Genomic DNA, 26723 nt, shown 5'->3' on the forward strand with positions numbered 1-26723 from the left:
AACGCATGGCGCGGAAGCTGAAGACGAAGAAGGGCCGCGCGGCCTATGCGCGGCGGAAGGCAATCGTGGAGCCCGTGTTCGGTCAGATCCACACCCGACAAGGAAAATTCGTTCTGCTCCGAGGGTTGGAGCAAGCAGCCCACGAGTGGGACCTGATCGCTGCCTGCCACAACCTGATGAAGCTGCACACCGTGCACACCATGGCTCTCCTCGCCACGCAAGCCGCACTGACAGCCCGCCCGGCAACCTAAGGTCCAGGGCAGAGCCGCCCTGCCGGGCGCCAGCGGCCTCGACCTACTGCCGCCAACGCGGCACTGGCCCTATTCTCAGTCGGCACGAGAACAACGCAGACCCCGAAGTCCACGACGACCGCCACAGCAACGCCCCGCCCGCTGCGGCCAAATCGGCCCGGATCTCGTCGCATCAACTTCGAATAGGCGTTACTGACACACGCTCCTAGTCCTCGGGCGCGGCCTCGCCCGGTTCGGCCTGTTCGCCCGGCTCGAGCGTGCGAACGACGCGGGCCGGGTTGCCGACGGCGATTACTCCCGGCGGCACGTCGCGGGTGACGACGGAGCCGGCGCCGATCACGCTGCCGGCACCGATGGTGACGCCGGGGCACACCACGACGTTGCCGCCGAGCCACACGTCGTCGCCGATATGGATCGGCAGCACCCGCTCGTAGCCGGCCCGTCGCTCGTCGATGTCGAGCGCGTGGATCGGGGTATACAGGCGGGCGCTGGGCCCGATCAGGACGTTCCGCCCGATCGTGATCTCCCCGCCGCCGAGGGTCAGGAAGTCGGCGTTGATGAAGGTGTCGGCGCCCACGTGCAGCCGCGAGCCGTAGTCCAGGTACAGCGGCGGCCGGAAGTCCAGTACGTCCCCGGCCGTGCCGAGCATGTCGACGAACAGCGCCTGGGCTGCATCCCGATCCTCATCGAAGAGAGCGGTGATCCGCCGACAGGTGCGCTGCGTGGCGATGGTCATCTCGGCGAGTTCGGGGCCGGCACGATACCGGTACCAGTCCCCCGCCACCATCTTGTCGTACTCCGAGCGCTCGGGATCCGGCGTGGGACGATTTGTTTGATCCATAAACATAATCCTAATTCTCAGACAGCTCCGACCCCGGCCCACTGCGCTCCGGAGCCCGTCACGTGGTGATCGATGAGCTGTCGCGGCCAATGCGTCGCTTCCGGTGGCGCATCGCCGGGATTTCCCCTAATATGTTTCTAGCTCCAACAAATCATCGACGTCGCTGACAGACAAGGATCACCATGGCACTCACGCCCACCCCCGCAGACAAGTTCTCCTTTGGCCTGTGGACCATCGGCTACAACGGCGCAGACCCGTTCGGTGGGCCGACCCGTCCGCCGCTGGACATCGTCGACGCCGTCGAGAACCTGGCCCGGATCGGCGCTTACGGCCTGACCTTCCACGACGACGACCTGTTCGCCTTCGGCTCCACGGATGCCGCCCGCCAGTCCCAGATCGACCGCGTCAAGCAGGCCTGCGCCGACACCGGCCTGATCATTCCGATGATCACCACCAACCTGTTCAGCGCACCGGTCTTCAAGGACGGCGGCTTCACCTCGAACGACCGCAGCGTGCGCCGCTTCGCGCTCCGCAAGGTGCTGCGCAACCTCGACCTCGCCGCCGAGCTCGGCGCGAAGACGTTCGTGATGTGGGGCGGCCGCGAGGGCGCCGAGTACGACTCGGCCAAGGACATCCGTTCGGCTCTCGAGCGGTACCGCGAGGCCGTCAACCTGCTCGGCGACTACGTCACCGACAAGGGCTACGACATCCGTTTCGCGATCGAACCTAAGCCGAACGAACCCCGCGGCGATATCCTGCTGCCGACGGTCGGGCACGCCATGGCGTTCATCACCACGCTCGAGCGCCCCGAACTGGTCGGCGTGAACCCCGAGGTCGGCCACGAGCAGATGGCCGGGCTCAACTTCGCCGCCGGCATCGCCCAGGCGCTCTACCAGGGCAAGCTGTTCCACATCGACCTCAACGGCCAGCGCGGTATCAAGTACGACCAGGACCTGGTCTTCGGCCACGGCGATCTGCACAATGCGTTCGCTCTCGTCGACCTGCTCGAGAACGGCGGCCCGAACGGCGGCCCCGCCTACGACGGGCCGCGCCACTTCGATTACAAGCCCAGCCGCACCGAGGACATCACCGGCGTGTGGGACTCGGCGTCCGCGAACATCCAGACCTACCTGCTGCTCAAGGAACGCGCCCGGGCGTTCCGCGCCGACCCCGAGGTGCAGCAGATGCTCGCCGCGTCGCTGGTGCCGGAACTGGCCCTGCCGACCCTCGCCGCCGGCGAAAGCTACGACGACCTGATCGCAGACCGCGCCTCCTACGAGGACTTCGACACGGACGCGTACTTCGGCGGCAAGGGCTTCGGCTTCGTGCGGCTGCAGCAGCTGGCCCTCGAACACCTGCTCGGCGCGCGCTAGCCAGCCCCGGCCCCCTGTGGCCAAGTCAGGAGATCCAACGGATGCCGCCGGGCGAGTCCCGGGATCCCGCACCGGGTCCGCGGCGCCCTGGCCCGCGGCATCCGTTTCTCCTGAGTTGGCCCCGCGGCCGCCGCAGCACCGTCTCTCCCGTTTTGCCACCCCACCCCGCGCATAACTCCTGGAATTCGACGGCGCAGGCTCGCCCGCACCCGGAATTCCGCGGCGCAGGCTCGCCCGCACCCGGAATTCCGCGGCGCAGGCTCGCCCGCACCCGGAATTCCGCGGCCTCCGGTTTCCCCGGACAGGAATTGCAGGAGTTATGCACCTGACCAACCACCAACCGAGCGGAGAATATAGCCATGACACTGGTTGCCGGAGTCGATTCCTCGACCCAAAGCTGCAAGGTCGTCATCCGGGATGCCGTAACCGGTGCCCTCGTGCGCAGCGGGCGCGCGGCGCATCCGGACGGCACCGAGGTCGACCCGCAGGTCTGGTGGGACGCCTTGAACTCCGCGCTTCTCGATGCCGGCGGGCTCGAGAACGTGGCCGCGATCTCCATTGCGGCGCAGCAGCACGGCATGGTCGTGCTCGACCGGGCCGGCCAGGTCATCCGCCCGGCCCTGCTCTGGAACGACACCCGCAGCGCCCCTGCCGCCACCGCCCTGATTGCCGAGGTGGGCGCCGGGGAGTACGCGCGCCGCACCGGCGTCGTACCGGTCGCCTCGTTCACGGCCACCAAACTGCGCTGGCTGCGGGATGCCGAACCCGCCAATGCGGCCCGGGTCGCCGCAGTCGCCCTGCCGCACGACTGGCTCACCTGGCGGCTGCTCGGCTACGGCCCGACCGCCACGAGCCCCCTCGGCCCGAACCTCACCGCCCTGACCACCGACCGCTCCGACGCGAGCGGCACCGGCTATTGGTCGCCCCTGACCGGCGAATACGACCTCGACCTGTTCGAACGAGCCCTCGGGCACGCCGCGATCCTGCCGCGGGTGCTCGGACCCGGTGACTCCGCCGGCACGACCGTGAGCCTCACCGTCGCGCCCGTCGCGCCCGTCGCGCCCGTCGCGCCCGTCGCCAACGCCGGTGGCGCAGCCTCTGCGGCAGCGGCAGCGGCAGCGGCAGCGGCAGCGGCAGCGGCAGCGGCAGCGGCAGCGGCAGCGGCAGCGGCAGCGGCAGCGGCAAACGTCGCTGGCCCGAACCAATTCGACGGAGATTTTGACGAATCTGGGTGCGAAACCACCGAGAACGCACCTTTTGCAGCAAAATCTCCGTCGAATTCGATCCCAGCGGGCATCGCGGTTGGCGCCGGCGCCGGAGACAATGCCGGGGCCGCGCTCGGCCTCGGAGCGGCCGACGGCGACGTGATCGTGTCGATCGGGACCAGCGGCACCGTCTTCGCGGTCACCGACCACCCGGTCGCGGATTCCACCGGCACGGTCGCCGGCTTCGCCGACGCCGGCGGGCTCTTCCTCCCCCTGGTCGCGACTCTCAATGCGGCCCGGGTGCTCGACGCCGTGTGCGGGCTGCTCGGCGTGGACCACGACGAGCTCGGCCGGCTCGCGCTCGAGGCCCGACCCGGCGCACACGGGCTCGTGCTCCAGCCATACTTCGAGGGCGAGCGCACACCGAATCTGCCCGACGCAACCGCCTCCCTGTTCGGCCTCACCCTCGCCTCGGCCACCCGGCCCGGACTCGCCCGCGCCGCCATCGAGGGACTGCTCTGCGGCCTCGCCGACGGCCTCGACGCGGTGCGTGCCCAGGGGGTTGAGGTCCGCCGCATCCTCCTGATCGGGGGCGCGGCCCAGAACCCGGCCGTGCGCACGATCGCCGCGGAAGTGTTCGACGCCCGGGTCGTCGTGCCCACCCCCGGCGAATATGTCGCGGACGGCGCCGCCGCGCAGGCTGCCTGGACGCTCACGGGTCATCGGCCGGTTTGGCCGGTCTCCCTCGCCGCCGAGCCGGAATCGGACTTCCGCCCCGTCATCCGTGCCCAGTATGTCGCCCACCGGACACAGCCCTGACTCGGCTCACAGGCGCCTCACAGCCGGTGGCCACCCCCACGCGTTTCTGACCCTCTAACCTTGGAACGACAAGCCAAACGACGAGTCAGTCGCGACGAAACGGTGCACAGAGTCCATGAATAGCAATGCCTACGGCAAGCCAGTCCCCCCGAAAAAAGACCGCCGGGACGCGGCGCGCGAGAGCGCCCGCCTGATGCGCGAGGAACAGCAGAAGCGCGATAAGCGCAAGCGCTGGCTGCTGCGCGGCGGCATCGGCGCCGGCATCATCGCCGCCGCCGTGATCGTCACCCTCGTGATCGTGAACAGCACCGGCCCGGGCTCGGCCGCGGTCCGCCCGGCGAACATGGCGAGCGACGGCATCCTGCTCACCGGCGACGGCACCTCGATCACCGCGGTTACGACCGACGCGCTCGCCGCCGACGCGAAGCCCATCGCGACGGACCAGTCGAAGATGACCGACACCGCCAACATCGCGATCTACGCGGACTACCTGTGCCCGTTCTGCGGCCAGTTCGAGGCGACGAACGGCGAGCAGATCGCCACCTGGGTGTCCGCCGGCAACGCGACCCTCGAATTCCACCCGATCTCGATCCTCGACCAGGGCTCGGCCGGCAGCAAGTACCCGACCCGGGCGGCCAACGCCGCGGCCTGCGTCGCGAACTTCCAGCCGGACTCCTTCCTCGCCGTGAACACGGCACTGTTCAAGAACCAGCCGGCCGAGCAGACCACCGGCCTGACCGACAAGCAAATCGTCAGCCTGGTCACGGATGCCGGGGTCACCGACAAGGATGTGGCCGGCTGCATCACCGACCAGACCTTCACCGACTGGGTCGCCGCGTCGACCGATCGCGCTCTCAAGGGACCGCTGCCCAACGCCGACATCAAGCAGATCAAGGGCACGCCCACCGTGCTCGTCAACGGTGTCGCCTACACGGGTGCCCTCGACGACCCGGCCGCTTTCGAGAGCTTCGTGACCGCCCAGGCCACCGCCGCACCGGCCAAGTAGCAGCCGAGTGGCAGCAGCACTCGAGTTCGCCACTTCCGGTCGAGATCGTCAGGCACACCTGGCGTGATCGACCGGAAGTGGCGAACTCGGCGAACGAGACGAAGCGGAAGGACCGGCATGCACGAGACCGATCCTGAGACCGACCCCGCGACCTCGCGACCGGTGCCCGAAGGGTCGGCGAACGGAAAGGCCGTCGACGACCGCCCGGTGCCCAGCCAAACCGTGCACGGCCGGACCGAGCACGGCCAGCCGGCGCCCGCAGAGCCGGCGCCCGCAGAGCCGGCGCCCGCAGAGCCGGCGCCCGCAGACCCGGCGCAGGAGCATACGGTGCACGGCCAGACCGTCGATGACCAGACGCGCTGCGCGCACTACCGCACCGAGCGGGACGTCGTGGCCATCAAGTTCGTCTGCTGCGAGCGTTTCTACCCGTGCTATCAGTGCCACGCGGCCGCCGAGACGCATCCGGCCCGGCAGTGGCCGGCCGATCGCTGGGCGGAACACGCCATCCTCTGCGGCGCCTGCGGCGACACCCTGTCGATCGCCGACTACCGCGAGACCGACCGGTGCCCCCGGTGCGACGCGGCCTTCAACGACGGATGCCGCACCCACGCCCACCTGTACTTCGACGTCCCCGAGGCGCTCGCCTGACGTTCTCGCCAGGATCCGCGCGGGGCTCATCGCCCGGGCTCATCGCAGGCCCCGCGAGCACCGCACTCGCCACGGTCCTCGCGCCGGCCCCCGGCGGAAGCGCGTGACAGCGCGCGGCAGCAAGCTACATCGCGCCGGCGTACTGCATCAGCCAGGCGTACGGGTCGGTGGGGGTGACCCCGTCGAGCAGGATCTCGAAGTGCAGGTGGGGGCCGGTGCTCTGCCCGGTGCTGCCCACATTGCCGAGGTGCTGCCCGACGGTGATGGACTGGCCGGGAGACACCTGCAGCGAGCCGGCCTGGAAGTGCGCGTAGACGCTGCTCACGAGTCGCCCGTCCACCGTGTGGTCGATCACAACGTGAACGCCGAGGCCGCCGTCATCGGAGGCCGAGGCGGACCGAACCACGCCGTCCGCGACCGCGCCGACCGCAGCGCCCTCGCCGGGGAGCATGTCAAGTCCCTTGTGGAAGGTGGAGCATCCGTCGCAGGGCGCTTCCCTCGGGCCGAAGGTGTCGGACAGGCGCACGGCCGAGGGGAACGGCCAGCGGATGGCAGGCTGCACCGGGGCGGGGGCGGCGGGAGCCGGGGCTGCTGCTGCGCTCGCGGCCGGGGCTGCGACGGGGGCCGGAGCGGCGGCCTCCGTGACGGAGAACCCGTCGCGCTGGATTAGATCCGTGGTCGCCGTGCTGGCGGGCAGGCTCTGTGCCGGCCCGATGGCGACGGCGGGCGGCACGCCGTTGGGCAGGCCCGACGCGTGGTCGAGTTCCGAGGCCTGCGCCGGAATGGCGAGGGTCGCGGTGAGGAGTCCGGCCAGGAGCATGGCGACGGCGGCCGCCGGCGGCAGGGCCCGGAACGGCCGCCGGGCTCGGGTGTCCGTCGCTGCAGGGGCGGGGGCGGGCCCCTTCCGCCGGAGGGCGGTGGGCAGGCGGAATGTGCGAATGGGCATGGTAAAACAACTCTCGTCAGCGCGGCTACGCGGGTCAGGTGAGGATGGATCCTCACTCAGACGGAACAGGCGTTCGCGGCGCGGATCGAGGCCCACGGGAACGACGCTCCCCCAGGGGAAGTGTCCAGGGCGCGTCCGGACGTCGGGGGCCGGGCACGCAAGACTTGAGAATACCTCGCTATCCTGAGAATGCAAGGTCTGGCGTCAAATTAAAAAGTGTGCTCCGGGCTGTTTTATTTCGCCCAGACAACGGGTTCAGAGACCGGCGAGTAACCCCGCCAGCGAGTCGAGAGCCCCGGGAACAAGGCGGTAATACGCCCAGGTGCCGCGCTTGTCGCGGGTCAGGATTCCGGCATCCACCAGCACCTTGAGGTGGTGCGACACGGTGGGCTGGCTGAGTCCGAGCGGTTCGGTCAGGTCGCAGACGCAGGCTTCCTCGTCGGCGTGCGCCGCCACGAGCGACACCAGGCGCAGCCGGGCCGGGTCGGCGACGGCCTTTAGCGACCGGGCGAGCTTCTCGGCATCCGCTGCCCCGATCGCCTCACGGCTGGCCGGCGCGCAGCAGGCGGCGGTGTCCGTGTCGACGGGCGTCGAGTCCGGCGCGGGAGGGGCAACGGTGAACGACATGTGAACAGTATCCCCCATAAATTGACATCCATCGATGCGTTGGTCAGACTCCCTATCGACGCACGTCGATTTTATGCCACGGATGCTGATGGAGCCAGATGCCTTCCCCCGAACCACCCGCCGTTTCCGCACGGCCCTCCCTTCAGCACGACGCCCAGCCGGGCGCACAGCCCGACGCCCCGGCGCAGCTCGGCGCCACCGACCGGCTCCTGCCGGTCTGGATCCTCGCCGCCATGGCCGCGGGACTGCTCCTGGCGGTGTTCGCGCCGGGTGTCGGCGACCTGCTCAGCGCGTTCACGATCGGCTCGGTCAGCGTGCCGATCGCTGTCGGCTTGCTCGTGATGATGTATCCGGTGCTGGCGAAGGTGCGCTACTCGGATGCCCGCGCCGTCGCCGGCGACCGGCGGCTCCTGATCTCGTCGCTGGTGCTGAACTGGCTCGTCGGCCCGGCGCTGATGTTCGCCCTCGCCTGGATCTTCCTGCCGGACCTGCCCGAATACCGCACCGGCCTGATCGTCGTGGGCCTCGCCCGCTGCATCGCCATGGTGCTGATCTGGAACGACCTGGCCTGCGGCGACCGAGAGGCGGCCGCGTTCCTGGTGGCGCTCAACTCCGTCTTCCAGGTGCTGGCCTTCGCCGCCCTGGGCTGGTTCTACCTCCAGGTGCTCCCGGCCTGGCTCGGCCTGTCGACCACGAGCGCGGACTTCTCGATCGGGGCGATCACGGTCAGCGTGCTCGTTTTCCTCGGCATCCCGCTGCTGGCCGGCTATCTGTCCCGCCGGGTCGGCGAGGCCACCCGCGGGCGCGCCTGGTACGAGTCCCGGTTCCTGCCGAAGGTGGGCCCGTTCGCCCTCTACGGCCTGCTGTTCACGATCGTGCTCCTGTTCGCACTGCAGGGCAGCCAGGTGATCGAGCGGCCCTTCGACGTGGCCCGCATCGCCTTGCCGCTGCTGGCCTACTTCGCCATCATGTTCGCCGCCGGATTCGTGACCGGAAAAATCGCCGGCCTCGCCTACGCGCGCACCACGACCCTCGCATTCACGGCGGCCGGCAACAACTTCGAACTGGCGATCGCCGTTGCCATCGGCACCTTCGGCGCCACCAGCGGCCAGGCCCTGGCCGGCATCGTCGGCCCGCTGATCGAGGTCCCGGCCCTGGTCGCCCTCGTCTACGTGGCCCTCTGGCTGCGGCCCCGCCTGTTCCCCAGTGACACCCGGCATCCGTCTGGCGACACCGGACACCCCTCCCCCACAACCGAATTGGAACCGCGATCATGACCGACAAGCCCACCGTTCTCTTCGTCTGCGTGCACAACGCGGGCCGCTCCCAGATGGCCGCCGGCTACATGACGGCTCTCTCCGCGGGCCGCGTCGAGGTGCTCTCCGCCGGCTCGGCGCCCAAGGACCAGATCAACCCAGTCGCGATCGAGGCCATGGCCGAGGAGGGCATCGACATCGCCCACAACGTGCCGAAGATCCTCACCACCGAGGCCGTCAAGGAATCGGATGTCGTGATCACCATGGGCTGCGGCGACACCTGCCCGATCTTCCCCGGCAAGCGCTACGAGGACTGGGAACTCGCCGACCCGGCCGGCCAGGGCATCGAATCCGTGCGCCCGATCCGCGACGAGATCAAGGCCCGCATCCAGGCCCTGCTCGCCGAGATCCTCCCCGCCACGGCCTGACCCCCACGCCACAGTGTGGGCCCCGGCGAAGGGGCCGCTCTACTTGAGCACCAGCTTCGTCACGGTGAAGCCGCCAGCGAGAACGGTCACGGCACCCGTCTTCGACGCCTTCTTGTCGGCCTTCATGTCGGCGCGGGTGGGCGCGATCGGCTTGCCGGTGTTGTCGAAGGCCTGCTGCTCCAGCCGGTGTCCGCGCGGCACGAGCACCGTGCGCACGGTCGGCGCGTTCGCCGCGCTGACGTAGACGGTGGAGTCCCCAGCCGGCCCGGTCACCGAGATCGACGAGATGAGCGGCTGAATCAGCAGCGCGTCAACGGATGCCGCCCCGTCGGCAGCCCCGACGACCGCGGTGTCCGCGGCCGGGAGCGCCTGCTGCAGCGAGAGCGGGAACAGGCGTCCCGGGGCATCCGTGATGCCCTGTGCCCCCGCGCCGCCGTTATCCGTGCTGCCCAGTGTCGCCGTGGCGGAGGACCAGGCCGTTGCGCCGGAAGCCGCCTCGGTCTGGTTCACGATCGGGTACACATTGCGGGTCTGGTCGGCGGCAGGGACGGGGATGCGGAGCGAGTCCCCCGCGGCCAGGGCCACGTAGGCCCCGCCGGAGATGTTGGCCTCGCCGGTCCAGGAGGACGGCGGCCGCACCACGGTTCCGCTGCCGGAGATGGTGCCGGACTCGGCCTCGACGACGCTCAGCCCGACGGTCGCGACGGTCTTGTCGATGCCGAGGGCCTTCGCCTTCAGCACCGGGTTCGCGTCCAGGGTGAGCATGGTCATCAGGGCGTGGATGGTGGATTCAGCGCCCGAGTTGGGGTTGAGACGGCCGTCCTGCTCGATGCCGTCGATGGAGGTTCCCGTGGCCGGGTTGTAGGCCGGGGCGCCGTTGGGGTTGGCGCCGAAGAACCAGCCGGCGGTCACGGCCGCCAGGTCGATCAGACCGGGGGCGTTCGCGGCCTTCGCGGTCGCGACGAGTCCCTGCACGCGGGAGTCCACGCCGTAGGCGATCTGCGCTTCGCCGGGAGTGGGGCTCCAGGCGTTGTCCGGTCCGCCCGCGGCGAGCAGCTGCGGGGTGAACTGGGCGGTGTCCTTGACGGCGGCGGCGAGCAGGTCGGAGCGGCCGAGCACGGTAGAGGCGGTGGCGACGGATGCCGGGGTGAGCCCACCCCACGCGTGCCAGAGGGTCTGCGACTTGTTCCAGGGCATGATCGCGCCGAAGGGCCACTGGCTGGCGGAGCCGGAGGACATCGCGGCGACACCTTCCGTGAGCTGGGTGAGGGCGGTGCGCGCGGATTCGTCGGCCGGGGCGGCCACGACGTAGGCGGAGAGGCCGAGGGCGGCCTCGGCGGAGGCATCCGCCCCGCCCGCGATCAGCCAGGCCGGCACCTTCACGCCGTCGGCGATGTCAAAGGTGTCGTGCTTGCCGAGCGACTGGCGCTCGAGGGAGTCGAGTGAGAGGTGCAGCCGCTCCTGCAGGAACGCGGCGAACTCGGGGTCGGCGTCCTTGAACGCCGCGTAGCCCTCGCCGAGGGCCCAGACGGTGCGGGCCACCCAGTAGGACTCGGCCGAGTCGCTCGGGTCGGGCAGTTCCACCGGGGTGGCGCTGGGCGTCAGGGTGCCGTCGGCCTGCTGCCAGAGCACGACGTTGCCGGCGTTCGGCCCGCTCGCGGTCTGCAGGTAGGTCAGGGAGCGCAGCGTCTGCAGCGCGTGTTCCCGGCTGGCGGCGTCGCCGGTCAGCTGCCAGTGGCGCAGGTAGACGACCGCCGTGCGGGCGATGTCGTCGGCGTTGAACGCACCCTGGCTCCAGTGCCCGGTCGCGGGGTCGAGCGACCCGCCGCCGACCCGGTCGTAGGTTCCGTCCGCCAACTTGTTCGAGTAGGTCCACGGCGCCTGCGCGGTAGGCTGCTCGGCGAGACGGTAGGTCGTGTGCTCCGGCAGGGCGGTCAACGGCACGGTGTCGAGCAAGAAGTCGAGGTGGGACAGGTTGGTCAGCGGCGGGGTCGACGGTTGGGGCGACGGCTGGGTCGACGGCTGGGTCGACGGCGCGGAGGCCGCCGGGGCGGAACGGATGCTGCCGGGCGGCGATGCGGCCGCGGCGGCGGTCCCGGCTCCCATCAGGATCATCGAAACCGCGGCGGCGAGGGCCACGGTCTTCCTGGTCGATCGAGATCGTGTCGTATGTGAGCGAACAGCGTTGTACGTCATGTCTTCTCTCCTGGTTCGAGCGTTGAACCGGTTCAGTAGTCCCAACTAAACCGGTTAAGGTGCGGCCTGTCAAGAGAATCGGTCGATTACGTCCCCCATTCGGGGTCCGACCGGACGCGACCGTGAAAGTGCCCGTTCCGGTCGAGAGTGACTCGCACAGCGGGCACTCTCGACCGGAACGGGCACTGTCGGGCGGGTTCCAGGGGAGAACCTGCGGAACAGATCCGCTCCGCTCAACCCGACCGGACGCATCCGTGTGGCTCAGCTTCGGATGACCGGAACCTTTTTGCTCGACTCCGCCTGCTCGGGCACCGGCACTCGCACCTCGAGCATGCCGTCCCGATAGGAGGCCGTCACTTCCTCTTCCTTGCACCCCCGCGGCAGCGCGATGTCCCGCAGGAACGACCCGTACCGGAATTCGGACCGGTAGCCGTCCTTGCCCTTGTACTCGGATTTTTCCTCCCGCTGCGCCTGGATGTGCAGCACTCCCTCGCTCACGGAGATGTCGACATCCTTCTCCGGGTCGATGCCGGGCATTTCCGCCTTGATCACGAGACTGTTGCCGTCGCGGAACTCCTCCACCCGCATGGTCGGGGTGTCCCAGTCCCCCTCGAAGAAGCGCCGGACGGGCTCCGGCATTTCGAAACGTTCGCGTTTTGCAATGGCAGCCATGATGATGTCTCCTCCATGTTCCTGTGTTGCTCCGGATGCCGCATACAGTACCCCGCGGCACGGCGGCGCGCTCGGCCGTGCCGGTGCGCCTCAGCGCACGATCTTGAAGTTCAGCAAGGGGGTGCCGAGGGCTCCCCACAGCCTCAGCCAGATCGGCAGCAACATTTCCGAGGTCCGCGCGGTCGTGATGTCGCCGAGGTCGATCACATCCGTGTGCCCCAGATCGGTCAGCAGAGCGGTCACCGTCTTCTTCGCCTCGGCGTCGTTGCCCGACACGAAGACGCTGTGCTCGCCCCCGGCCACCAGGCCCGGGTTCATCATCAGAGCGGCGCTCATCGTGTTGAGCGACTTGACCACCTTCGCCGCGGGATAGGCCCGATGGATCTGCTCGCCCAGTGAATCCCGGTTGCAGACCGTGAGCGACGGCGGCATCCCGTGCGAGAAGTCCAGCGGATTGGCGATGTCCAGCAGCACCTTGCCGGCCAGGTTGCCGGCCCCGGTGCGGGCCGGCACGGTGAGCGAGGCCGCGCCGTTGGTGGCGTTCACCACCAGTTCGGTGGCTTCGGCCGCGCGGGCGAAGCGGGCCAGGCCGATCCCGGGATGCGCCGTGAACCACTCCGAGATCGGCGGGCTCTCCATCGCGTCCGCGCCCACCCGGGCCAGTGTGCCGGCCGGGTCCCGGGTGCCGAGCGTGACCTCGTGGCCCTGCCCGGCCAGCGCCGCTCCCAGCATCCGCCCCACGGTTCCCGTACCCAGAAGGGCAATCTTCATGATCGGTACTCCTTCATGTCGTGCAGGTGAGGTTGGGCCGGCTCAGTCCGAGTGATTCTCTCGTGCATTATGACCGCGTTCGCGCCACTGGGGCGAGATGACGCCAACGGATGTGACGCAGCCGGTTCACAGGCACCCGACCTAGCCTGAACGCATGTCCGACACCCTCCAGCGCGAGATCGACCAAGGCAGCGGTTCGCACCATCCCATCCGGCGGTTGCTGCGCCGGTGCCGGGCCTGGGTGGAGCGGTATCCGCGCATCCGCTGGCTGTACCGGCTGGCCGTCGGCCTGCTCGGCGCGTTCGTGGTCACCCTCGGTCTCCTGCTTGTGCCCCTGCCCGGGCCCGGCTGGCTGGTCGTGTTCCTCGGGATCGCCATCCTGGGCACGGAGTTCCCCGCCGCGCACCGCGTCGGCGTGCTGCTCCGGCGCATCCTCACCAGCGTCTGGGGCTGGTGGAAGACCCGGCGAGCCGCGGCCAGGGCCCGGCGCGCCGACCGCTCACCGCGCGCCTACGGAATCGAATCCGCCTAGGCCCGGCACGCCGGGCTCTCTCCGTCGGCGACGAGCGCCACGGCCGAAGCGGGCGCCCCGCTATGCCCGGCCCGGCCCCGCTCCCCTAACGAATTCGACGGAGATTTTGACCAGAACCGGCCGAAACGGGCCCGACACTCCGGCGACAGAGCCCTTTTCCGAAAAATCTCCGTCGAATTGGTTCAGCGCCTCGACGCGTCAGTGCCCCGACGCGTCAGTGCCTCGACGCGTCAGCGCCCCGACGCCCCGACGACAGAGGTGCCGATGGGCGGAACTACGGTCAGCTGGTCGGACGCACGACCAGCACGGGGCACTTCGCGTGCCGCACGCACTGCTCACTGACCGAGCCGAGCAGCATGCCGGCCAGGCCGCCGCGACCTCGGGGGCCCACCACGAGCATCCGTGCACCCTTGGCGATCTCGGTCAGGCACTTCACCGGGCTCGCGTAGACGGCGCGGTAGTCGACCTCGACATCCGGATGCTTCGCCACCTCGGCGCGCACATCGCGGGCAAGTTCGTCGCGCACCGCCTCGGCATACTCCTCGAGGGAGGAGACGTAGCCGAATTCCCAGTTGGCCGGCCGCGAGGCCGTGTCAATGGACCAGGCGCGCACCACCACGACGGGCGCGTGCAACTGCCCGGCGATCTCGAGGGCGGCGCTCAGGGCATGGGTGGCGTAGTCCGACCCATCGTGGCCGACCACGATGCTGTTCGGAGGGAGCGGGGGCTGTTCTGGCTGTAGGTCCGACATGACCCCACGCTACTCCTGGCCGGGCCTTCCCAGCACTCTCCCGCCGCGTGGCGGTAAGGTCTCCCCCATGACGTACCTGCGGACGCCACGTCGCAAACTGCTCGCGCTGGTCACGCTCGTCACGCTGGTCGTGGTGGGCGTGGGGCTGTTCTGGGGCGGAACCGTGCGCAAGATCGAGACCCTCGCCGGCCCCGCGGTCTTCGACCCGGGCGCCATCATCAGCGACTACAACTTCTTCAACCCCGACGCGATGACCGCGAACGAGATCCAGGACTTCCTGGAGGAGCGGCACTGCACCGCATCCGACGGAGTCCCCTGCCTGTGGGAGTACCGCGAGAGCACCGTGACCCAGCCCGCTCAGGGCGCCGGGCACTGCGCCGCCTACCCGGGCGCCGCCGCGGAACCGGCCAGCCGCATCATCGCGAAGGTCGCGGAGGCCTGCACCATCAGCCCGCGCGTGCTGCTGGCGCTGCTGCAGAAGGAGCAGTCCCTGCTGACCCGGCCCACGGCATCCGGTTATCTGCGCGCCACCGGCTACGGCTGCCCCGACACCGCCGACTGCGACGCGCAGTACTTCGGGTTCTTCAACCAGGTCTACCGCGCGGCCTGGCAGTTTCGGCAGTACACCCAGGAGCCCGACCGCACCTACCAGGTGGGCAGCGTCGACGTGAGCTACAACCCGGATGCCGCCTGCGGGGCGTCACCGGTCGAGATCCGCAACCAGGCCACCGCGAACCTCTACAACTACACGCCATACCAGCCGAACCCCGCGGCGCTCGCCCAGCCGGGCTCCGACGGTGACGGATGCTCCACGTACGGCAACCTGAACTTCTGGGTGTTCTACAACAAGTGGTTCGGGTCGTCGGATGCGCTCGGGTACCCGGCGGCGTTCGCGTCCTGCCTCAACCTGGTCGGCGGCCAGCCCTGCCGCGAACAGGGACTGCTGCCCGGGTCCTGAGCGTCGCGCGTTCTCCGCGCAGAGCTTAATCGCCCTGAGCGCCTCGGCTCCACAGGACCCGGGCGCCCGGCCCGGCAAGATCCGGGCCGCGACGAGCTCGATCCCCGGTCAGGCTGCATTTTCTTCAGAGACGCCCTCACACCGGCCAGCACAACTTGCGGTGACACGCCCGCCGGGCGGCGGAGGCCATCCGCCCGGATTCCCAGCCGGCACGGACCGGCCGCCCACTCCACCTGCCTAGACTCCTGGCGATGACTACGAGCGGTCGATCGGGTTTTTCGCCGACCGGCTGCCGCAATCGAAAGGAATCACCTTGAACAAGCACACGATCAACCCGGCATCCGCCACCTCCCGCACCAAGCGCATCGCCCTCGGGGCAGCCTCCGTGCTGACCGCCGGCGCTCTCCTCGGGGTCGGCGCCCAGGGCGCCACCGCCGCTCCCCGCAGCCCCGGCGCCGAGCACAGCGCGAGCACCAGCGGGGACGCCGCCGCCACATCGAATGGCGCATTCCTCGCGTCACTCGCGATGGAGCTCCGCGGCGACCTCTCCCACGGGCAGAGCGGGAACGTTAAGGCCCAGAAGGTGGCTGCCACCATTTCCACGCACGCCGAGCTCTTCGACAGCCTGCCGGCGAACCTGCAGACCGACCTGACCACCCTCAAGGACGCCTCCGGCGCAACCGACCGGGCGGCCGCCGTGGACACCGTGCGCACCACCGCCCTGGCGGGAGGATACGGCGAGGAGATCACGAAGATCGCCGAGGCCGTGCGGGACAACCCGAAGCACCCGCTGACCGCCGCCCTGCGCGCCGCCCTGAGCGGTGACCTCGGGACCAGGTCGGGCACCGCGACGGGCACAACGTCGGCCACCGCATCGGGCACCACGTCGGGCACCGCATCGGGCACCGATCAGGAGGCGGCCGAGGCTGCCGGCCCCTCGGCGACGGAGCTGGCCCTCAAGCTCGCCGACAACCCGGCGCTGCTCTCGAAGTTGCCGGCTGACCTGCAGGCCGACCTGGCCGCGTTGAAGAACGCGCCCGCCGACCAGCAGGAGGCCGCCGCGCAGGCGATCGAAACCGCCGCCCGGAACGGCGACTACGGCACCGTGATCCAGAAGATCGTCGAGCGGGTCCAGGCGCACGCCGCAGCCGGGCCTGACACCGACACCGGTGCCGACGCCGACGCCGACGTTCACGCCGGAAACTAACACCGCAGAACAACGGATGGCCGGAAGCGCACCGCGCTTCCGGCCATCCGTTTCTCCGTGTACTGACCGCCGCCCTACTGCCCGGGGGCCCGGTAGGACGGCCTCTTCTTCGCAGCCTGGTCGAGATCCTCCGGCGTCATGAGCGGCTTCAGCTTCACGGTCACGTTGCCGGTGCCGTTGATCATGAGAGAGAGTGCGGCGACGCTGGCATCGTCCGGCACGTCCAGGACGTCCAGCACATCGGTGTCACCGAAGGCGTAGTAGAAGCATTCCAACGAGCCGCCCACCGATTTGAGGGCGTCGACGAGGGCCTCCCGGCGCTTCGTTCCGCCTTCGCGCATGAGGCCCTTGATGCCCCTGGCCCACGTAGTTCGCTTCGAAAAGAAATTTGGCCATGATCTTTCCTGTCCCGTGACGTTGAGGAGGCGGGCGTGCGACTGTGCCCGACCCCGATGGAGGGAAGGTCCCTGAGGCGGCCCCGGAACGGGACCGCCTCACATCGTAGGTCTGGCCCCACGCTCTGACATCGGTGAGAAGGCCGGGAACCCCTCGGGGTTCCCGGCCTTCTTGTGGGCCGGCTGCTGGTGTGGCTTGTGCTTAGAAGTCCCAGTCCGCGTCTTCGGTGTTGACGGCCTTGCCGATGACGTACGAGGAGCCCGACCCGGAGAAGAAGTCGTGGTTCTCGTCCGCGTTCGGCGAGAGCGCCGACAGGATGGCCGGGTTCACGTCGGTGACGCTCTTGGGGAACATGGCCTCGTAGCCGAGGTTCATCAGCGCCTTGTTGGCGTTGTAGTGCAGGAACTTCTTGACGTCTTCGGTCAGACCGACCTCATCGTAGAGGTCCTGCGTGTACTGCACCTCGTTTTCGTAGAGCTCGTAGACGAGGTTGAAGGTGTAGTCCTTCATCTCGTCGCGACGCTCCTGCGAGGCGGTCTCGAGCCCCTTCTGGTACTTGTAGCCGATGTAATAGCCGTGCACGGCTTCATCCCGGATGATCAGACGGATGAGGTCGGCCGTGTTGGTGAGCTTGGCGCGGCTGGACCAGTACATCGGCAGGTAGAAGCCCGAGTAGAAGAGGAACGACTCAAGCAGGGTCGAGGCGACCTTGCGCTTGAGCGGGTCGTCGCCCTGGTAGTAGTCCATGACGATCGCGGCCTTCTTCTGAAGGTTCACGTTCTCGGTCGACCAGCGGAACGCCTCGTCGATCTCCTTCGTCGAGCACAGGGTCGAGAAGATCGACGAGTAGCTCTTGGCGTGCACGGACTCCATGAACGCGATGTTCGTGTAGACGGCCTCTTCGTGGGGCGTGATCGCATCCGGGATCAGCGAGACGGCGCCGACGGTGCCCTGAATCGTGTCGAGCAGGGTGAGGCCCGTGAACACGCGCATGGTGAGCTGCTGCTCGACCGGAGTGAGCGTGGCCCAGGACTGCACGTCGTTCGAGAGCGGGATCTTCTCGGGCAGCCAGAAGTTGTTGACGAGGCGGTTCCACACCTCGACGTCTTTTTCGTCTTCGATCTTGTTCCAGTTGATCGCGTCAACGTGGGAGACGAGCTTGAGCTTGTCAATCATTGGTTGTTCCTTAGGTGGCAGTTCAGAGTCGATTCAGCAGTCAGGACGCTCACAGCAAACTCACTCAAAGCATGCATGAAACGCAGCCATCAACCTCGGTACCTTCGAGGGCGAGCTGGCGCAGACGGATGTAGTAAATCGTCTTGATACCCTTGCGCCACGCGTAGATCTGCGCCTTGTTGATGTCGCGGGTGGTGGCGGTGTCCTTGAAGAACAGCGTCAGCGAGAGGCCCTGGTCGACGTGCTGGGTGGCCGCCGCGTAGGTGTCGATGATCTTCTCGGCGCCGATTTCGTAGGCGTCCTGGTAGAAGTCCAGGTTGTCGTTGGTCAGGAACGGCGCCGGGTAGTACACGCGGCCGAGCTTGCCTTCCTTGCGGATCTCGATCTTCGAGGCGATCGGGTGGATCGACGAGGTCGAGTTGTTGATGTACGAGATCGACCCGGTCGGCGGCACGGCCTGCAGGTTCTGGTTGTAGATGCCGTGCGCCATGACGGATGCCTTCAGCTCGGCCCAGTCCGCCTGGGTCGGGATGCTGACGCTCGAGGCCTCGAACAGCTCGACGACCCGGGTCGTCGCCGGCGCCCACACCTGGTCGGTGTACTTGTCGAAGAAGGCACCGGAGGCGTAGGTCGAGTCTTCGAATCCGTCGAAGGCGTGGCCGCGTTCGACGGCCAGCTTGTTCGAGGCGCGGAGGGCGTGGAACAGCACCGTGTAGAAGTAGATGTTGGTGAAGTCGATCCCCTCTTCGCTGCCGTAGTACACCCGCTCGCGGGCAAGGTAGCCGTGCAGGTTCATCTGGCCCAGGCCGATGGCGTGCGACTTGTCGTTGCCGTCTTCGATCGACCGCACCGAGGAGATGTGGCTCTGCTCGGAGACCGCGTTGAGGCCACGGATGGCGGTCTCGACGGTCTTACCGAAGTCGGGCGAGTCCATCGACAGGGCGATGTTCATCGACCCGAGGTTGCAGGAGATGTCCTTGCCGATCTTGTCGTACGACAGGTCCTCGTTGTACGTGGTTGGGGTGTTGACCTGGAGGATCTCCGAGCACAGGTTCGACATGTTGATGCGACCCTTGATCGGGTTCGCCGCGTTGACGGTGTCCTCGAACATGATGTACGGGTAGCCGGACTCGAACTGGATCTCGGCGAGCGTCTGGAAGAAGTCGCGGGCCTTCATCTTCGACTTCTTGATGCGCGGGTCGTCGACCATCTCGTGGTACTTCTCGCTGACGGAGATGTCGGCGAACGGCACCCCGTAGACGCGCTCGACGTCGTAGGGCGAGAACAGGTACATGTCCTCGTCCTTCTTCGCCAGCTCGAACGTGATGTCGGGCACGACGACGCCGAGGGACAGCGTCTTGATCCGCACCTTCTCGTCCGCGTTCTCGCGCTTGGTGTCGAGGAAGCGCATGATGTCGGGGTGGTGCGCGTGCAGGTACACGGCGCCGGCTCCCTGGCGTGCGCCGAGCTGATTGGCGTAGCTGAAGGAGTCTTCGAGCAGCTTCATCACGGGGATGATGCCGCTGGACTGGTTCTCGATCTGCTTGATCGGAGCCCCGGACTCACGGATGTTGCTGAGCAGCAACGCGACGCCGCCGCCACGCTTCGACAACTGCAGCGACGAGTTGATGCCGCGCGAGATCGACTCCATGTTGTCTTCGATCCGGAGCAGGAAGCAGGAGACGAGCTCGCCGCGCTGCGCCTTGCCGGAGTTCAGGAAGGTGGGGGTGGCCGGCTGGAAGCGGCCGGCGATGATCTCCTCGACGAGGGAGATCGCGAGCTGCTCGTCGCCCTGGGCCAGGCCCAGCGCGGTCATCACGACGCGGTCTTCGAAACGCTCGAGGTAACGCTTCCCATCGAAGGTCTTCAGCGTGTAGGAGGTGTAGTACTTGAACGCGCCGAGGAAGGTCTGGAAACGGAACTTCTTCGAGTACGCCAGCTGGTTGAGGCTGGTGATGAAGTCGAACGAGTACTGGTCGAGCACGGCCTGCTCGTAGTACTCCTTCTCGACCAGGTAGTCGAGACGCTCACGCAGGGTGTGGAAGAACACCGTGTTCTGGTTGACGTGCTGCAGGAAGAACTCGCGGGCGGCCTCACGGTCCTTCTCGAACTGGATCTCCCCGTTCGGGCCGTACAGGTTGAGCATGGCGTTGAGCGAGTGGTAATCCATCGCCAGGCCGGCTGCCGGGTGAGTCATCGTCTTCACGGCTGTTGCTTCCAAAATTCTTCCAATCCGTCGTGGACGATGCGCACATCATCCGGAGTTCCGAGTACTTCAAATCGATACATGTGCGGGACCTTGCACTTCGCGGCGATGATGTCGCCCGCGACGCAGAAGGCCTCGCCGAAATTCGTGTTTCCCGCGCCGATGACGCCGCGGATGAGCGAGCGGTTGTGCTCGTCGTTGAGGAACCGGATCACCTGCTTGGGCACGGCTCCCTTGGTCTCACCGCCGCCATACGTCGGCACGACCAGGACATAGGGCTCGTCGACCACCAGCGGTTCGTCTCGCGCGTACAGCGGGATGCGCGCGGCGGGGCGCCCGAGCTTCTCGACGAAGCGTTGCGTATTTCCCGATGTGCTCGAGAAGTAGACGATATCGGTCATAGAACACCCCCTGTGTGTGAATCTGAGAAGCTGGCGCGCACACCACCCGGTGCGGAAATCCCTGCGAAAACGACGAGTGGGCCGGCGGCCGGGGCGGTGCTGCTACGCGAGGCGCTGCGCGAGTTCGTTGATCTTGTCGGGGCGGAAGCCCGACCAGTGGTCCTCGTCGGTGATGACGACGGGGGCCTGCAGGTAGCCGAGGGCCTTGACGGCTTCCAGGGCGTTTTCGTCGACCGAGAGGTCGAGGATTTCGTATTCAATTCCCTTGTTGTCCAGAGCGCGATAGGTCGCGGTGCACTGCACGCAGGAGGGCTTGGTGTAGACCGTGATAGCCATGGGAGTGCCTTTCTCGTCGTTCAGGGATCAGTATTCAAACTCAGTATCAAACTCAGTGTCGAACTCAGTGCTTAAAATCGGTTTTCATTGTGAAATCTGAACTTCAAGGCGTGCTGTGTTGAAGTTCAATACTACATCTAGTGATGCGAAATGGGAACGGCCACTACATGCAGTAGTTACAAGTATGTAGTTATCCACCGACATTCCACCGGTTGTACACAGCCCGACGGATGCGAGTGGCCCCACATTACGCGGAGAACGCCGAAGTTATCCACAGGCGGCGGGCCCCCCGAACTGGAGCCTGTGGAAACTCCGGCGGCGTGTCGGAGCGCGTCGGCCGAAGGCCCCGGCCCGCGCGTCGGGGCCCGCGCGGCGGACCGAGCCTCGCGGCGCACCCTGTGGCCGCCGGAGCAGGTTCGAACCTGCGCCGGCGAACCGAACCTGCGCCGCGAGCGGGACGGCTGCCGCAAACGTCAGGCTCTCGGCATCCCCCGCTCCGTGAGGAACCGGTGGAAGCGTTGCGGCGACAGCACCGTCGCCCAGTCCCAGCGGTCGAAACTCCGCACGTGGAAGCGCAGCGCATCCTCACGGCGTTTCTCGGCCCATACGACGTGGCCGGGGTCCCGATCCCCCAGGACCGCGCCGCGCGTATATTTCAGCTTGCCGTCGAACTCGCCGATTTTGCGGATGCGCCGCCAGTAGAAGTCGACCCAGTAGTCGTGTCCCTGCACGTTGGCGAAGCAGGCCTGAAGTTCAGGGACCTCGAACCCCAGCTGGAACATCCGCACCCGGCTGAGCGATTCTCCGGCGTTGGCCGCGAGGCCGTTGCCGAATCTGATGGCCTGCCCCGCCTGGCGGGCCCCGCACCGCGGGTTCACCGCGGCCAGCTCGTCGAACAGGTCCGTCTTGTTCAGGGCGGGCTGCCCACGGATGCCGCGGAGCGCCTCATCCGCGACCCGCTCCTGCTCCACCCGCAGCGCGTGGTCGATCATCGTGACACCCGCCAGGAAGCTCGTGCCGGCCGCGACGTCGACCAGAGTGCGCGCCAGCGAGGTCACCGCGATGCCGTCCCTCACCACCGTGTCCGGGATCGGGGCACCGCGGTGGCTGGTGGTGAACCGGGCCGTGCTGCCTCCCGTGGCGCCCGGATCCATCGTGTGCACCGTGCGGGGCCACGCTCCGATGATCGGCAGCCCGTGCACGACCGCCGCGGACAGGTGGGAGAGCACGAGCGGCCGTTCCGCGGTCGCGGCCGCCGAGAGCACGAACAGGCGGTACCGCTGGTCGGGATCCGCCGTTCGCCACACCTCACCGCGCACATAGATGCCGCGGCGCGTGCGCACCAACTCCCCCGCGCGGGTGAGCGCACCCACCGCACGTGAGGTGAAGCCGGCTTCCCGGAGGGCGGAGTAGGGGATGAGCTCGGCGTGGCCGGCGGTGACGATGTCCAGAAGTCGGGTCATGCCTCACTCTGGGAGCCGCCGGCTGCCGCGCAGGGTCACGGCGCAGCATCCGTGGATAACCCACGGGAATGGCGCCTGTGGATGAATGACCCCCTGGCGGTGCCGGTGCCCGCGCCCGTGGACGGCGGCGCAACCTGTGCTCGCCGGCGCAGGTTCGAACGTGCGCCGGCGACCCGAACCTGCGCCGCGGGATCTTGCGCGCCGCTCGCACCCGGCCACGGACGGCGAAAGGGCCGGCCCCCTGCATGGGAGCCGGCCCTTCCGGGTCTGACTGTTCGTGCTCGCGGTATTGCGGGTGGGTCAGCGACCGCCGGAGCGGCGCTTGTTGTAGACGTCGAATGCGACTGCGGCCAGGAGCACCAGGCCCTTGATCAGCTGCTGGTACTCGGTTCCCACGCCGAGGATGGACATGCCGTTGTTCAGGAGCCCGATGATCAGACCACCGATGATGGCCCCCGTCACGGTGCCGATGCCTCCCGTGACCGCGGCGCCGCCGATGAAGACGGCCGCGATGGCGTCGAGCTCGAAACCGTCACCGGCCTTCGGGTTGGCGAGGTTGAGCTGAGCGGTGAAGATGAGTCCGGCGAGGGCCGCGATCATGCCCATGTTGACGAACAGCAGGAACGTGACCCGCTTGGTCTTGACGCCCGACAACGCGGCGGCGTTGAGGTTGCCGCCGATGGCGTAGACGTGGCGGCCGAAGACGCTGTTCGCCATGACTGCCGCATACACGACGGTCAGGATGCCCAGCACGACGAGCACGATCGGGGTGCCCCGGTAGCTGGCCAGCAGGTACGTGATGTAAAGGATGATCGCGGCGGTGAAGACCAGCTTGACCAGGAACCAGGCGAACGGCTCGTCCTCGACGTCGTACTTCTTGCGGGCGATGCGCGAGCGCACGCCCTGGAGCACGAGCAGCGCCGTCGCCAGCACGCCGATGGCGACCGTCAGCGGTTCGAGCACGCTCGTTCCGCCGCCCAGGTCGGGCAGAAACCCGCTGCCGAGCGCACGGAACTCATCCGGGAAGGGCGAGATCTGCTGGTTCTGCAGTGCGATCTGGGTCAGACCGCGGAACGTGAGCATGCCGGCCAGGGTGACGATGAAGGCCGGTATGCCGAAGTACGCGATCCAGAATCCCTGCCACATGCCGACCGCCGCTCCCAGCACGAGGCACAGGATGATGGCGGCCCACCACGGCACGTTCCACTGGGTGATCATCACTCCCGCCATGGCCCCGGTGAAGGCAACCACGGATCCGACCGACAGGTCGATGTGGCCGGCGATGATGATCATCACCATGCCGACGGCCAGGATCAGGATGTAGCTGTTCTGGACGATCAGGTTGGAGACGTTGATGGGCTTGAGAGTGATGCCGCTGGTCGCCACCTGGAAGAAGATGGTGATCGCGATCAGCGCAATGATCAAGCCAATTTGCCGTAGCTGGCCGCCGAGGTAGTTTAGTGCGGTTTTGAACGCGCTCATCGGTTGTCCTTCGCCCTTTCCTGAGTCATGTGTTGCATAAGGTATTCGGCCGTGGCCTGGCCACGAGGAACGTCGGCCGTGATGCGGCCCTCGAAGATCGTGTAGATGCGATCGCAGATCCCGATCAGTTCGGGCAACTCGGACGAGATGACGATCACGCCCTTGCCTTCATCGGCGAGTTTGTTGATGATGCCGTAGATCTCGTACTTGGCTCCCACGTCGATGCCGCGGGTGGGCTCGTCGAGGATGAGGACATCCGGGTCGGAGAACATCCACTTGGACAGCACGACCTTCTGCTGGTTGCCGCCGGAGAGTTTTCCGGTCAGGGCTTCCACGTTGGGGGCCTTGATGTTCATGCTCTTGCGGTAGCCCTCGGCGATGACCGCCTCCTTGTTGGAGTCCACCCAGCCGTTACGGGCGATCTTCTTCAGGGAGACGAGGGAGATATTGCGCTTGATGTCCTCGATCAGGTTGAGGCCGTAGCGTTTGCGGTCTTCGGTCGCGTAGGCGAGACCGTTGTCGATCGCGGCCGTCACCGTGCTGGTGTTGACCTCGACGCCGTTCTTGAAGACCCTGCCCGAGATGTTGTGACCGTAGCTGTGGCCGAAAACGCTCATCGCCAGTTCGGTGCGCCCGGCGCCCATCAGCCCGGCGATTCCGACGATTTCGCCGGCCCTGACCGTGATGTTGGCACTCTTGACGACCTGGCGCTGGTGGTCGAGGGGGTGGTAGACGTTCCAGTCCGCGACTCGCAGCAGTTCTTCGCCGATGCGGGGCACGTGGTCCGGGTAGCGGCTGCCGAGGTCGCGGCCGACCATGCCCTTGATGATCCGCTCTTCCGAAATGTCATCGGTGTGCATGTCGAGGGTTTCGATCAGCTTGCCGTCACGGATGATCGTGACCTCGTCTGCGACCGCCTTGATCTCGTTCAGCTTGTGGCTGATCATGATCGAGGTGATGCCCTGGCCCTTGAGGTGCTTCATCAGGTCGAGCAGGTTGGCCGAGTCCTCGTCGTTGAGGGCGGCGGTGGGCTCGTCCAGAATGAGGAGCTTGACCTCCTTCGACAGCGCCTTGGCGATTTCCACGAGTTGCTGCTTGCCGACGCCGATGTCGCGCACCTTGGTGATGGGATTGTCCTTGAGACCGACCCGGGCCAGCAGCTTCGCCGCCTCGAGGTTGGTCTTGTTCCAGTCGATCCAGCCGTTGGTCTGCTGCTCATTGCCGAGAAAGATGTTCTCGGCGATGGACAGGTACGGGCTGAGCGCGAGTTCCTGGTGGATGATGACGACTCCGGTGGCTTCGGATTCGTTGATGGATTTGAAGGCGACCGTCTCGTTTTCGAAGACGATCTCGCCGTCGTAGGTGCCGGCCGGGTAGACACCCGACAGCACCTTCATCAGGGTGGATTTTCCTGCGCCATTCTCACCGCAGATTGCGTGAATGTGTCCTCGCTGCACCTCGAGCGACACATCCTGGAGGGCTTTGACTCCGGGGAAGGTCTTCGTGATGCTGCGCATCTCAAGAATATTTGTGGTCACCGTTACTTCTTCTTCCGTGCGGTGAGGAGGAAAGAGGGGGGAGGCAGTGGCGGCGTCTCCGCCGCCACTGCCGGGAGAGAGACCTGCTTACTTGAGGTCTGCCTCGGTGTAGTAACCCGTGTCGACGAGGAGTTCCTTGTAGTTGTCCTTCGTGACGACCTGCGGCGCGAAGAGGAAGGTCGGGACGACCTTCACCTTGTTGTCGTAGCTCGTGGTGTCGTTGACCTCGGGGGTGCGACCGTTGAGCAGGTCGTCAGCCATCTTCACGGCCTCGTCGCCCAGCTGGCGCGTGTCCTTGTAGATGGTGGAGTACTGCTGGCCGGCGATCATGGACTTGACCGATGCAGCCTCGGCGTCCTGACCGGTGACGATCGGCAGGGCGTCGGTGGCGTATCCCGAGCTGGTCAGAGCCGAGATGATGCCGATGGAGAGCCCGTCGTACGGGGACAGGACAGCGTCAACCTTGCTGCCGTCGGAGTACGTGCTGGCGATGAGGTTCTGCATCCGCTTCTGGGCCGTCGCCGGGTCCCAACGCAGCGTGGCAACCTGGGTGAAGCCGACCTGGCCGCTCTTGACCACGAGCACGCCCTTGTCGATGTACGGCTGCAGGGTGTCCATCGCGCCATTGAAGAAGAAGGTCGCGTTGTTGTCGTCGGGGCTTCCGCCGAACAGCTCGACGTTGAACGGGCCGGTCGCGCCGGTTTCCTTGCCGTCCTTGTCCAGAACGCCCAGGCCGGTCAGAAGGCTCGTGGCCTGCTGCACACCGACCTCGTTGTTGTCGAAGGTCGTGTAGTAGTCGACGTTCTTGTTGCCGTTGATCAGGCGGTCGTACGCGATGACCTTGACGCCGGCCTTGCCGGCCTCGTCGAGCTGGTCACTGAGCGCCGTGCCGTCGATCGACGCGATGATGAGAACCTTGGCGCCCTTGGTCAGCATGTTGCTGATCTGCTGCACCTGCTGCGGGATCTTGTCGTCTGCATATTCCAGGTCGACCTTGTAGCCGAGCTTCTCGAGCGAGGCCTTGACGGCGTCGCCGTCCTTGATCCAGCGCTCGCTGGTCTTGGTCGGCATGGCAACGCCGACGAGGGCGCCTTTGCTGGAACCGGCCGAGTCATCCGCGGTGGTTCCGCCGCGGGTTCCGCCGGAGCAGGCGGCGAGGGAGAGTGCGAGTCCGATGGCTGCGATGCCAACGAGGACCTTCTTTGTCTTCACGTAAGTACCTTTCGTGTTTCTGTTAT

At 67.3% G+C, this 26723-nt stretch carries 26 protein-coding genes; 10 read left to right on the top strand and 16 right to left on the bottom strand.

Features of this window, described 5'->3' with window-relative positions; genetic code table 11:
• On the top strand, positions 1 to 251 hold a 251-nt coding region (locus E3T24_RS06660; protein WP_174776540.1), incomplete at its 5' end, for a transposase.
• A 205-nt stretch (positions 252 to 456) separates the two neighbouring features.
• Here the strand turns inward: E3T24_RS06660 and E3T24_RS06665 are convergent.
• A complete protein-coding gene (locus tag E3T24_RS06665; protein WP_198415941.1) occupies positions 457 to 1092 on the bottom strand; it encodes a sugar O-acetyltransferase in 636 nt (211 codons plus the stop codon).
• Positions 1093 to 1274: 182 nt separating this feature from the next.
• On the opposite strand from E3T24_RS06665, the gene xylA reads away from it, so the two are divergent.
• The 4 genes from xylA to E3T24_RS18255 all read left to right on the top strand — a co-directional run bounded on the left by xylA (position 1275) and on the right by E3T24_RS18255 (position 6143).
• Positions 1275 to 2465 (top strand): xylose isomerase, encoded by a 1191-nt coding sequence (gene xylA, locus E3T24_RS06670; RefSeq protein ID WP_134410673.1) that lies wholly within the window; start codon positions 1275 to 1277, stop codon positions 2463 to 2465.
• A gap of 359 nt (positions 2466 to 2824) precedes the next feature.
• The gene (locus tag E3T24_RS06675; RefSeq protein WP_134434458.1) at positions 2825 to 4489 is read left to right on the top strand and encodes an FGGY family carbohydrate kinase; all 1665 of its coding nucleotides are present in this window, start codon (positions 2825 to 2827) and stop codon (positions 4487 to 4489) included.
• A 115-nt stretch (positions 4490 to 4604) separates the two neighbouring features.
• A complete protein-coding gene (locus E3T24_RS06680; RefSeq protein WP_134365137.1) occupies positions 4605 to 5495 on the top strand; it encodes a thioredoxin domain-containing protein in 891 nt (296 codons plus the stop codon).
• Positions 5496 to 5612: 117 nt separating this feature from the next.
• Complete coding sequence (locus E3T24_RS18255; protein ID WP_134434459.1) at positions 5613 to 6143, top strand: CHY zinc finger protein; 531 nt, start codon at positions 5613 to 5615, stop codon at positions 6141 to 6143.
• Positions 6144 to 6267: 124 nt separating this feature from the next.
• Here the strand turns inward: E3T24_RS18255 and E3T24_RS06690 are convergent, their stop codons facing one another.
• Complete coding sequence (locus E3T24_RS06690) at positions 6268 to 7089, bottom strand: M23 family metallopeptidase (RefSeq protein WP_134451754.1); 822 nt, start codon at positions 7087 to 7089, stop codon at positions 6268 to 6270.
• A 255-nt stretch (positions 7090 to 7344) separates the two neighbouring features.
• Positions 7345 to 7716 carry a metalloregulator ArsR/SmtB family transcription factor gene (locus tag E3T24_RS06695; RefSeq protein ID WP_134365643.1) on the bottom strand — a complete coding sequence of 124 codons (372 nt, stop codon included), beginning with the start codon at positions 7714 to 7716 and terminating at the stop codon, positions 7345 to 7347.
• 98 nt (positions 7717 to 7814) lie between these two features.
• Between E3T24_RS06695 and arsB the strand changes: the two genes are divergently transcribed.
• Both arsB and E3T24_RS06705 read left to right on the top strand, forming a co-directional pair.
• Positions 7815 to 8993, top strand: coding sequence for an ACR3 family arsenite efflux transporter (gene arsB / locus E3T24_RS06700; RefSeq protein ID WP_134434460.1), 1179 nt, complete (start codon positions 7815 to 7817; stop codon positions 8991 to 8993).
• On the top strand, positions 8990 to 9400 hold the full coding sequence (locus E3T24_RS06705; RefSeq protein ID WP_134410679.1) for an arsenate reductase ArsC: 411 nt from the start codon (positions 8990 to 8992) through the stop codon (positions 9398 to 9400). The genes arsB and E3T24_RS06705 overlap by 4 nt, the downstream gene beginning before the upstream one ends.
• A 39-nt stretch (positions 9401 to 9439) precedes the next feature.
• Here the strand turns inward: E3T24_RS06705 and E3T24_RS06710 are convergent, their stop codons facing one another.
• The 3 genes from E3T24_RS06710 to E3T24_RS06720 form a co-directional block, all read right to left on the bottom strand.
• Positions 9440 to 11596, bottom strand: a complete 2157-nt coding sequence (locus E3T24_RS06710; protein ID WP_134434461.1) for a hypothetical protein — start codon at positions 11594 to 11596, stop codon at positions 9440 to 9442.
• Positions 11597 to 11857: 261 nt separating this feature from the next.
• Positions 11858 to 12268: an Hsp20/alpha crystallin family protein gene (locus E3T24_RS06715; protein WP_134365646.1), complete on the bottom strand. Its 411-nt coding sequence runs from the start codon at positions 12266 to 12268 to the stop codon at positions 11858 to 11860.
• A 90-nt stretch (positions 12269 to 12358) separates the two neighbouring features.
• Positions 12359 to 13039 (bottom strand): NAD(P)-binding domain-containing protein, encoded by a 681-nt coding sequence (locus E3T24_RS06720; protein ID WP_134405017.1) that lies wholly within the window; start codon positions 13037 to 13039, stop codon positions 12359 to 12361.
• 154 nt (positions 13040 to 13193) lie between these two features.
• On the opposite strand from E3T24_RS06720, the gene E3T24_RS06725 reads away from it, so the two are divergent.
• Entirely contained in the window at positions 13194 to 13571 is a 378-nt protein-coding gene (locus E3T24_RS06725) for a PGPGW domain-containing protein (RefSeq protein ID WP_134365648.1), read from the top strand.
• 280 nt (positions 13572 to 13851) lie between these two features.
• Here the strand turns inward: E3T24_RS06725 and E3T24_RS06730 are convergent, their stop codons facing one another.
• Positions 13852 to 14322: a universal stress protein gene (locus E3T24_RS06730; protein WP_134365649.1), complete on the bottom strand. Its 471-nt coding sequence runs from the start codon at positions 14320 to 14322 to the stop codon at positions 13852 to 13854.
• 67 nt (positions 14323 to 14389) lie between these two features.
• On the opposite strand from E3T24_RS06730, the gene E3T24_RS06735 reads away from it, so the two are divergent.
• Positions 14390 to 15280 (top strand): hypothetical protein, encoded by an 891-nt coding sequence (locus E3T24_RS06735; protein WP_134410685.1) that lies wholly within the window; start codon positions 14390 to 14392, stop codon positions 15278 to 15280.
• A gap of 313 nt (positions 15281 to 15593) precedes the next feature.
• On the top strand, positions 15594 to 16487 hold the full coding sequence (locus tag E3T24_RS06740) for a hypothetical protein (protein WP_134365651.1): 894 nt from the start codon (positions 15594 to 15596) through the stop codon (positions 16485 to 16487).
• A gap of 74 nt (positions 16488 to 16561) precedes the next feature.
• Here the strand turns inward: E3T24_RS06740 and E3T24_RS06745 are convergent, their stop codons facing one another.
• From E3T24_RS06745 to chvE, 9 genes are all read right to left on the bottom strand, one after another.
• Complete coding sequence (locus E3T24_RS06745) at positions 16562 to 16828, bottom strand: GYD domain-containing protein (protein ID WP_241978642.1); 267 nt, start codon at positions 16826 to 16828, stop codon at positions 16562 to 16564.
• A gap of 256 nt (positions 16829 to 17084) precedes the next feature.
• Positions 17085 to 18059, bottom strand: coding sequence for a class 1b ribonucleoside-diphosphate reductase subunit beta (nrdF, locus tag E3T24_RS06750; RefSeq protein WP_134365652.1), 975 nt, complete (start codon positions 18057 to 18059; stop codon positions 17085 to 17087).
• A 64-nt stretch (positions 18060 to 18123) separates the two neighbouring features.
• Complete coding sequence (gene nrdE / locus E3T24_RS06755; protein WP_134365707.1) at positions 18124 to 20256, bottom strand: class 1b ribonucleoside-diphosphate reductase subunit alpha; 2133 nt, start codon at positions 20254 to 20256, stop codon at positions 18124 to 18126.
• Positions 20257 to 20261: 5 nt separating this feature from the next.
• Positions 20262 to 20666, bottom strand: a complete 405-nt coding sequence (nrdI, locus tag E3T24_RS06760) for a class Ib ribonucleoside-diphosphate reductase assembly flavoprotein NrdI (RefSeq protein ID WP_134365653.1) — start codon at positions 20664 to 20666, stop codon at positions 20262 to 20264.
• 102 nt (positions 20667 to 20768) lie between these two features.
• A complete protein-coding gene (gene nrdH, locus E3T24_RS06765; protein ID WP_134363478.1) occupies positions 20769 to 21002 on the bottom strand; it encodes a glutaredoxin-like protein NrdH in 234 nt (77 codons plus the stop codon).
• A gap of 473 nt (positions 21003 to 21475) precedes the next feature.
• Positions 21476 to 22465: a hypothetical protein gene (locus tag E3T24_RS06770; RefSeq protein WP_134402777.1), complete on the bottom strand. Its 990-nt coding sequence runs from the start codon at positions 22463 to 22465 to the stop codon at positions 21476 to 21478.
• A gap of 300 nt (positions 22466 to 22765) precedes the next feature.
• Complete coding sequence (gene mmsB / locus E3T24_RS06775) at positions 22766 to 23947, bottom strand: multiple monosaccharide ABC transporter permease (RefSeq protein WP_134365655.1); 1182 nt, start codon at positions 23945 to 23947, stop codon at positions 22766 to 22768.
• Positions 23944 to 25485, bottom strand: coding sequence for a multiple monosaccharide ABC transporter ATP-binding protein (gene mmsA / locus E3T24_RS06780; protein WP_134365656.1), 1542 nt, complete (start codon positions 25483 to 25485; stop codon positions 23944 to 23946). Before mmsA ends, mmsB begins: the two co-directional genes overlap by 4 nt.
• An 87-nt stretch (positions 25486 to 25572) precedes the next feature.
• Positions 25573 to 26697: a multiple monosaccharide ABC transporter substrate-binding protein gene (gene chvE / locus E3T24_RS06785; RefSeq protein ID WP_134365657.1), complete on the bottom strand. Its 1125-nt coding sequence runs from the start codon at positions 26695 to 26697 to the stop codon at positions 25573 to 25575.
• Between the last annotated feature and the right edge of the window lie 26 nt (positions 26698 to 26723).

It is taken from the genome of Cryobacterium sp. TmT2-59, from assembly GCF_004403545.1.
Classification (GTDB): Bacteria; Actinomycetota; Actinomycetes; order Actinomycetales; family Microbacteriaceae; genus Cryobacterium; species Cryobacterium shii.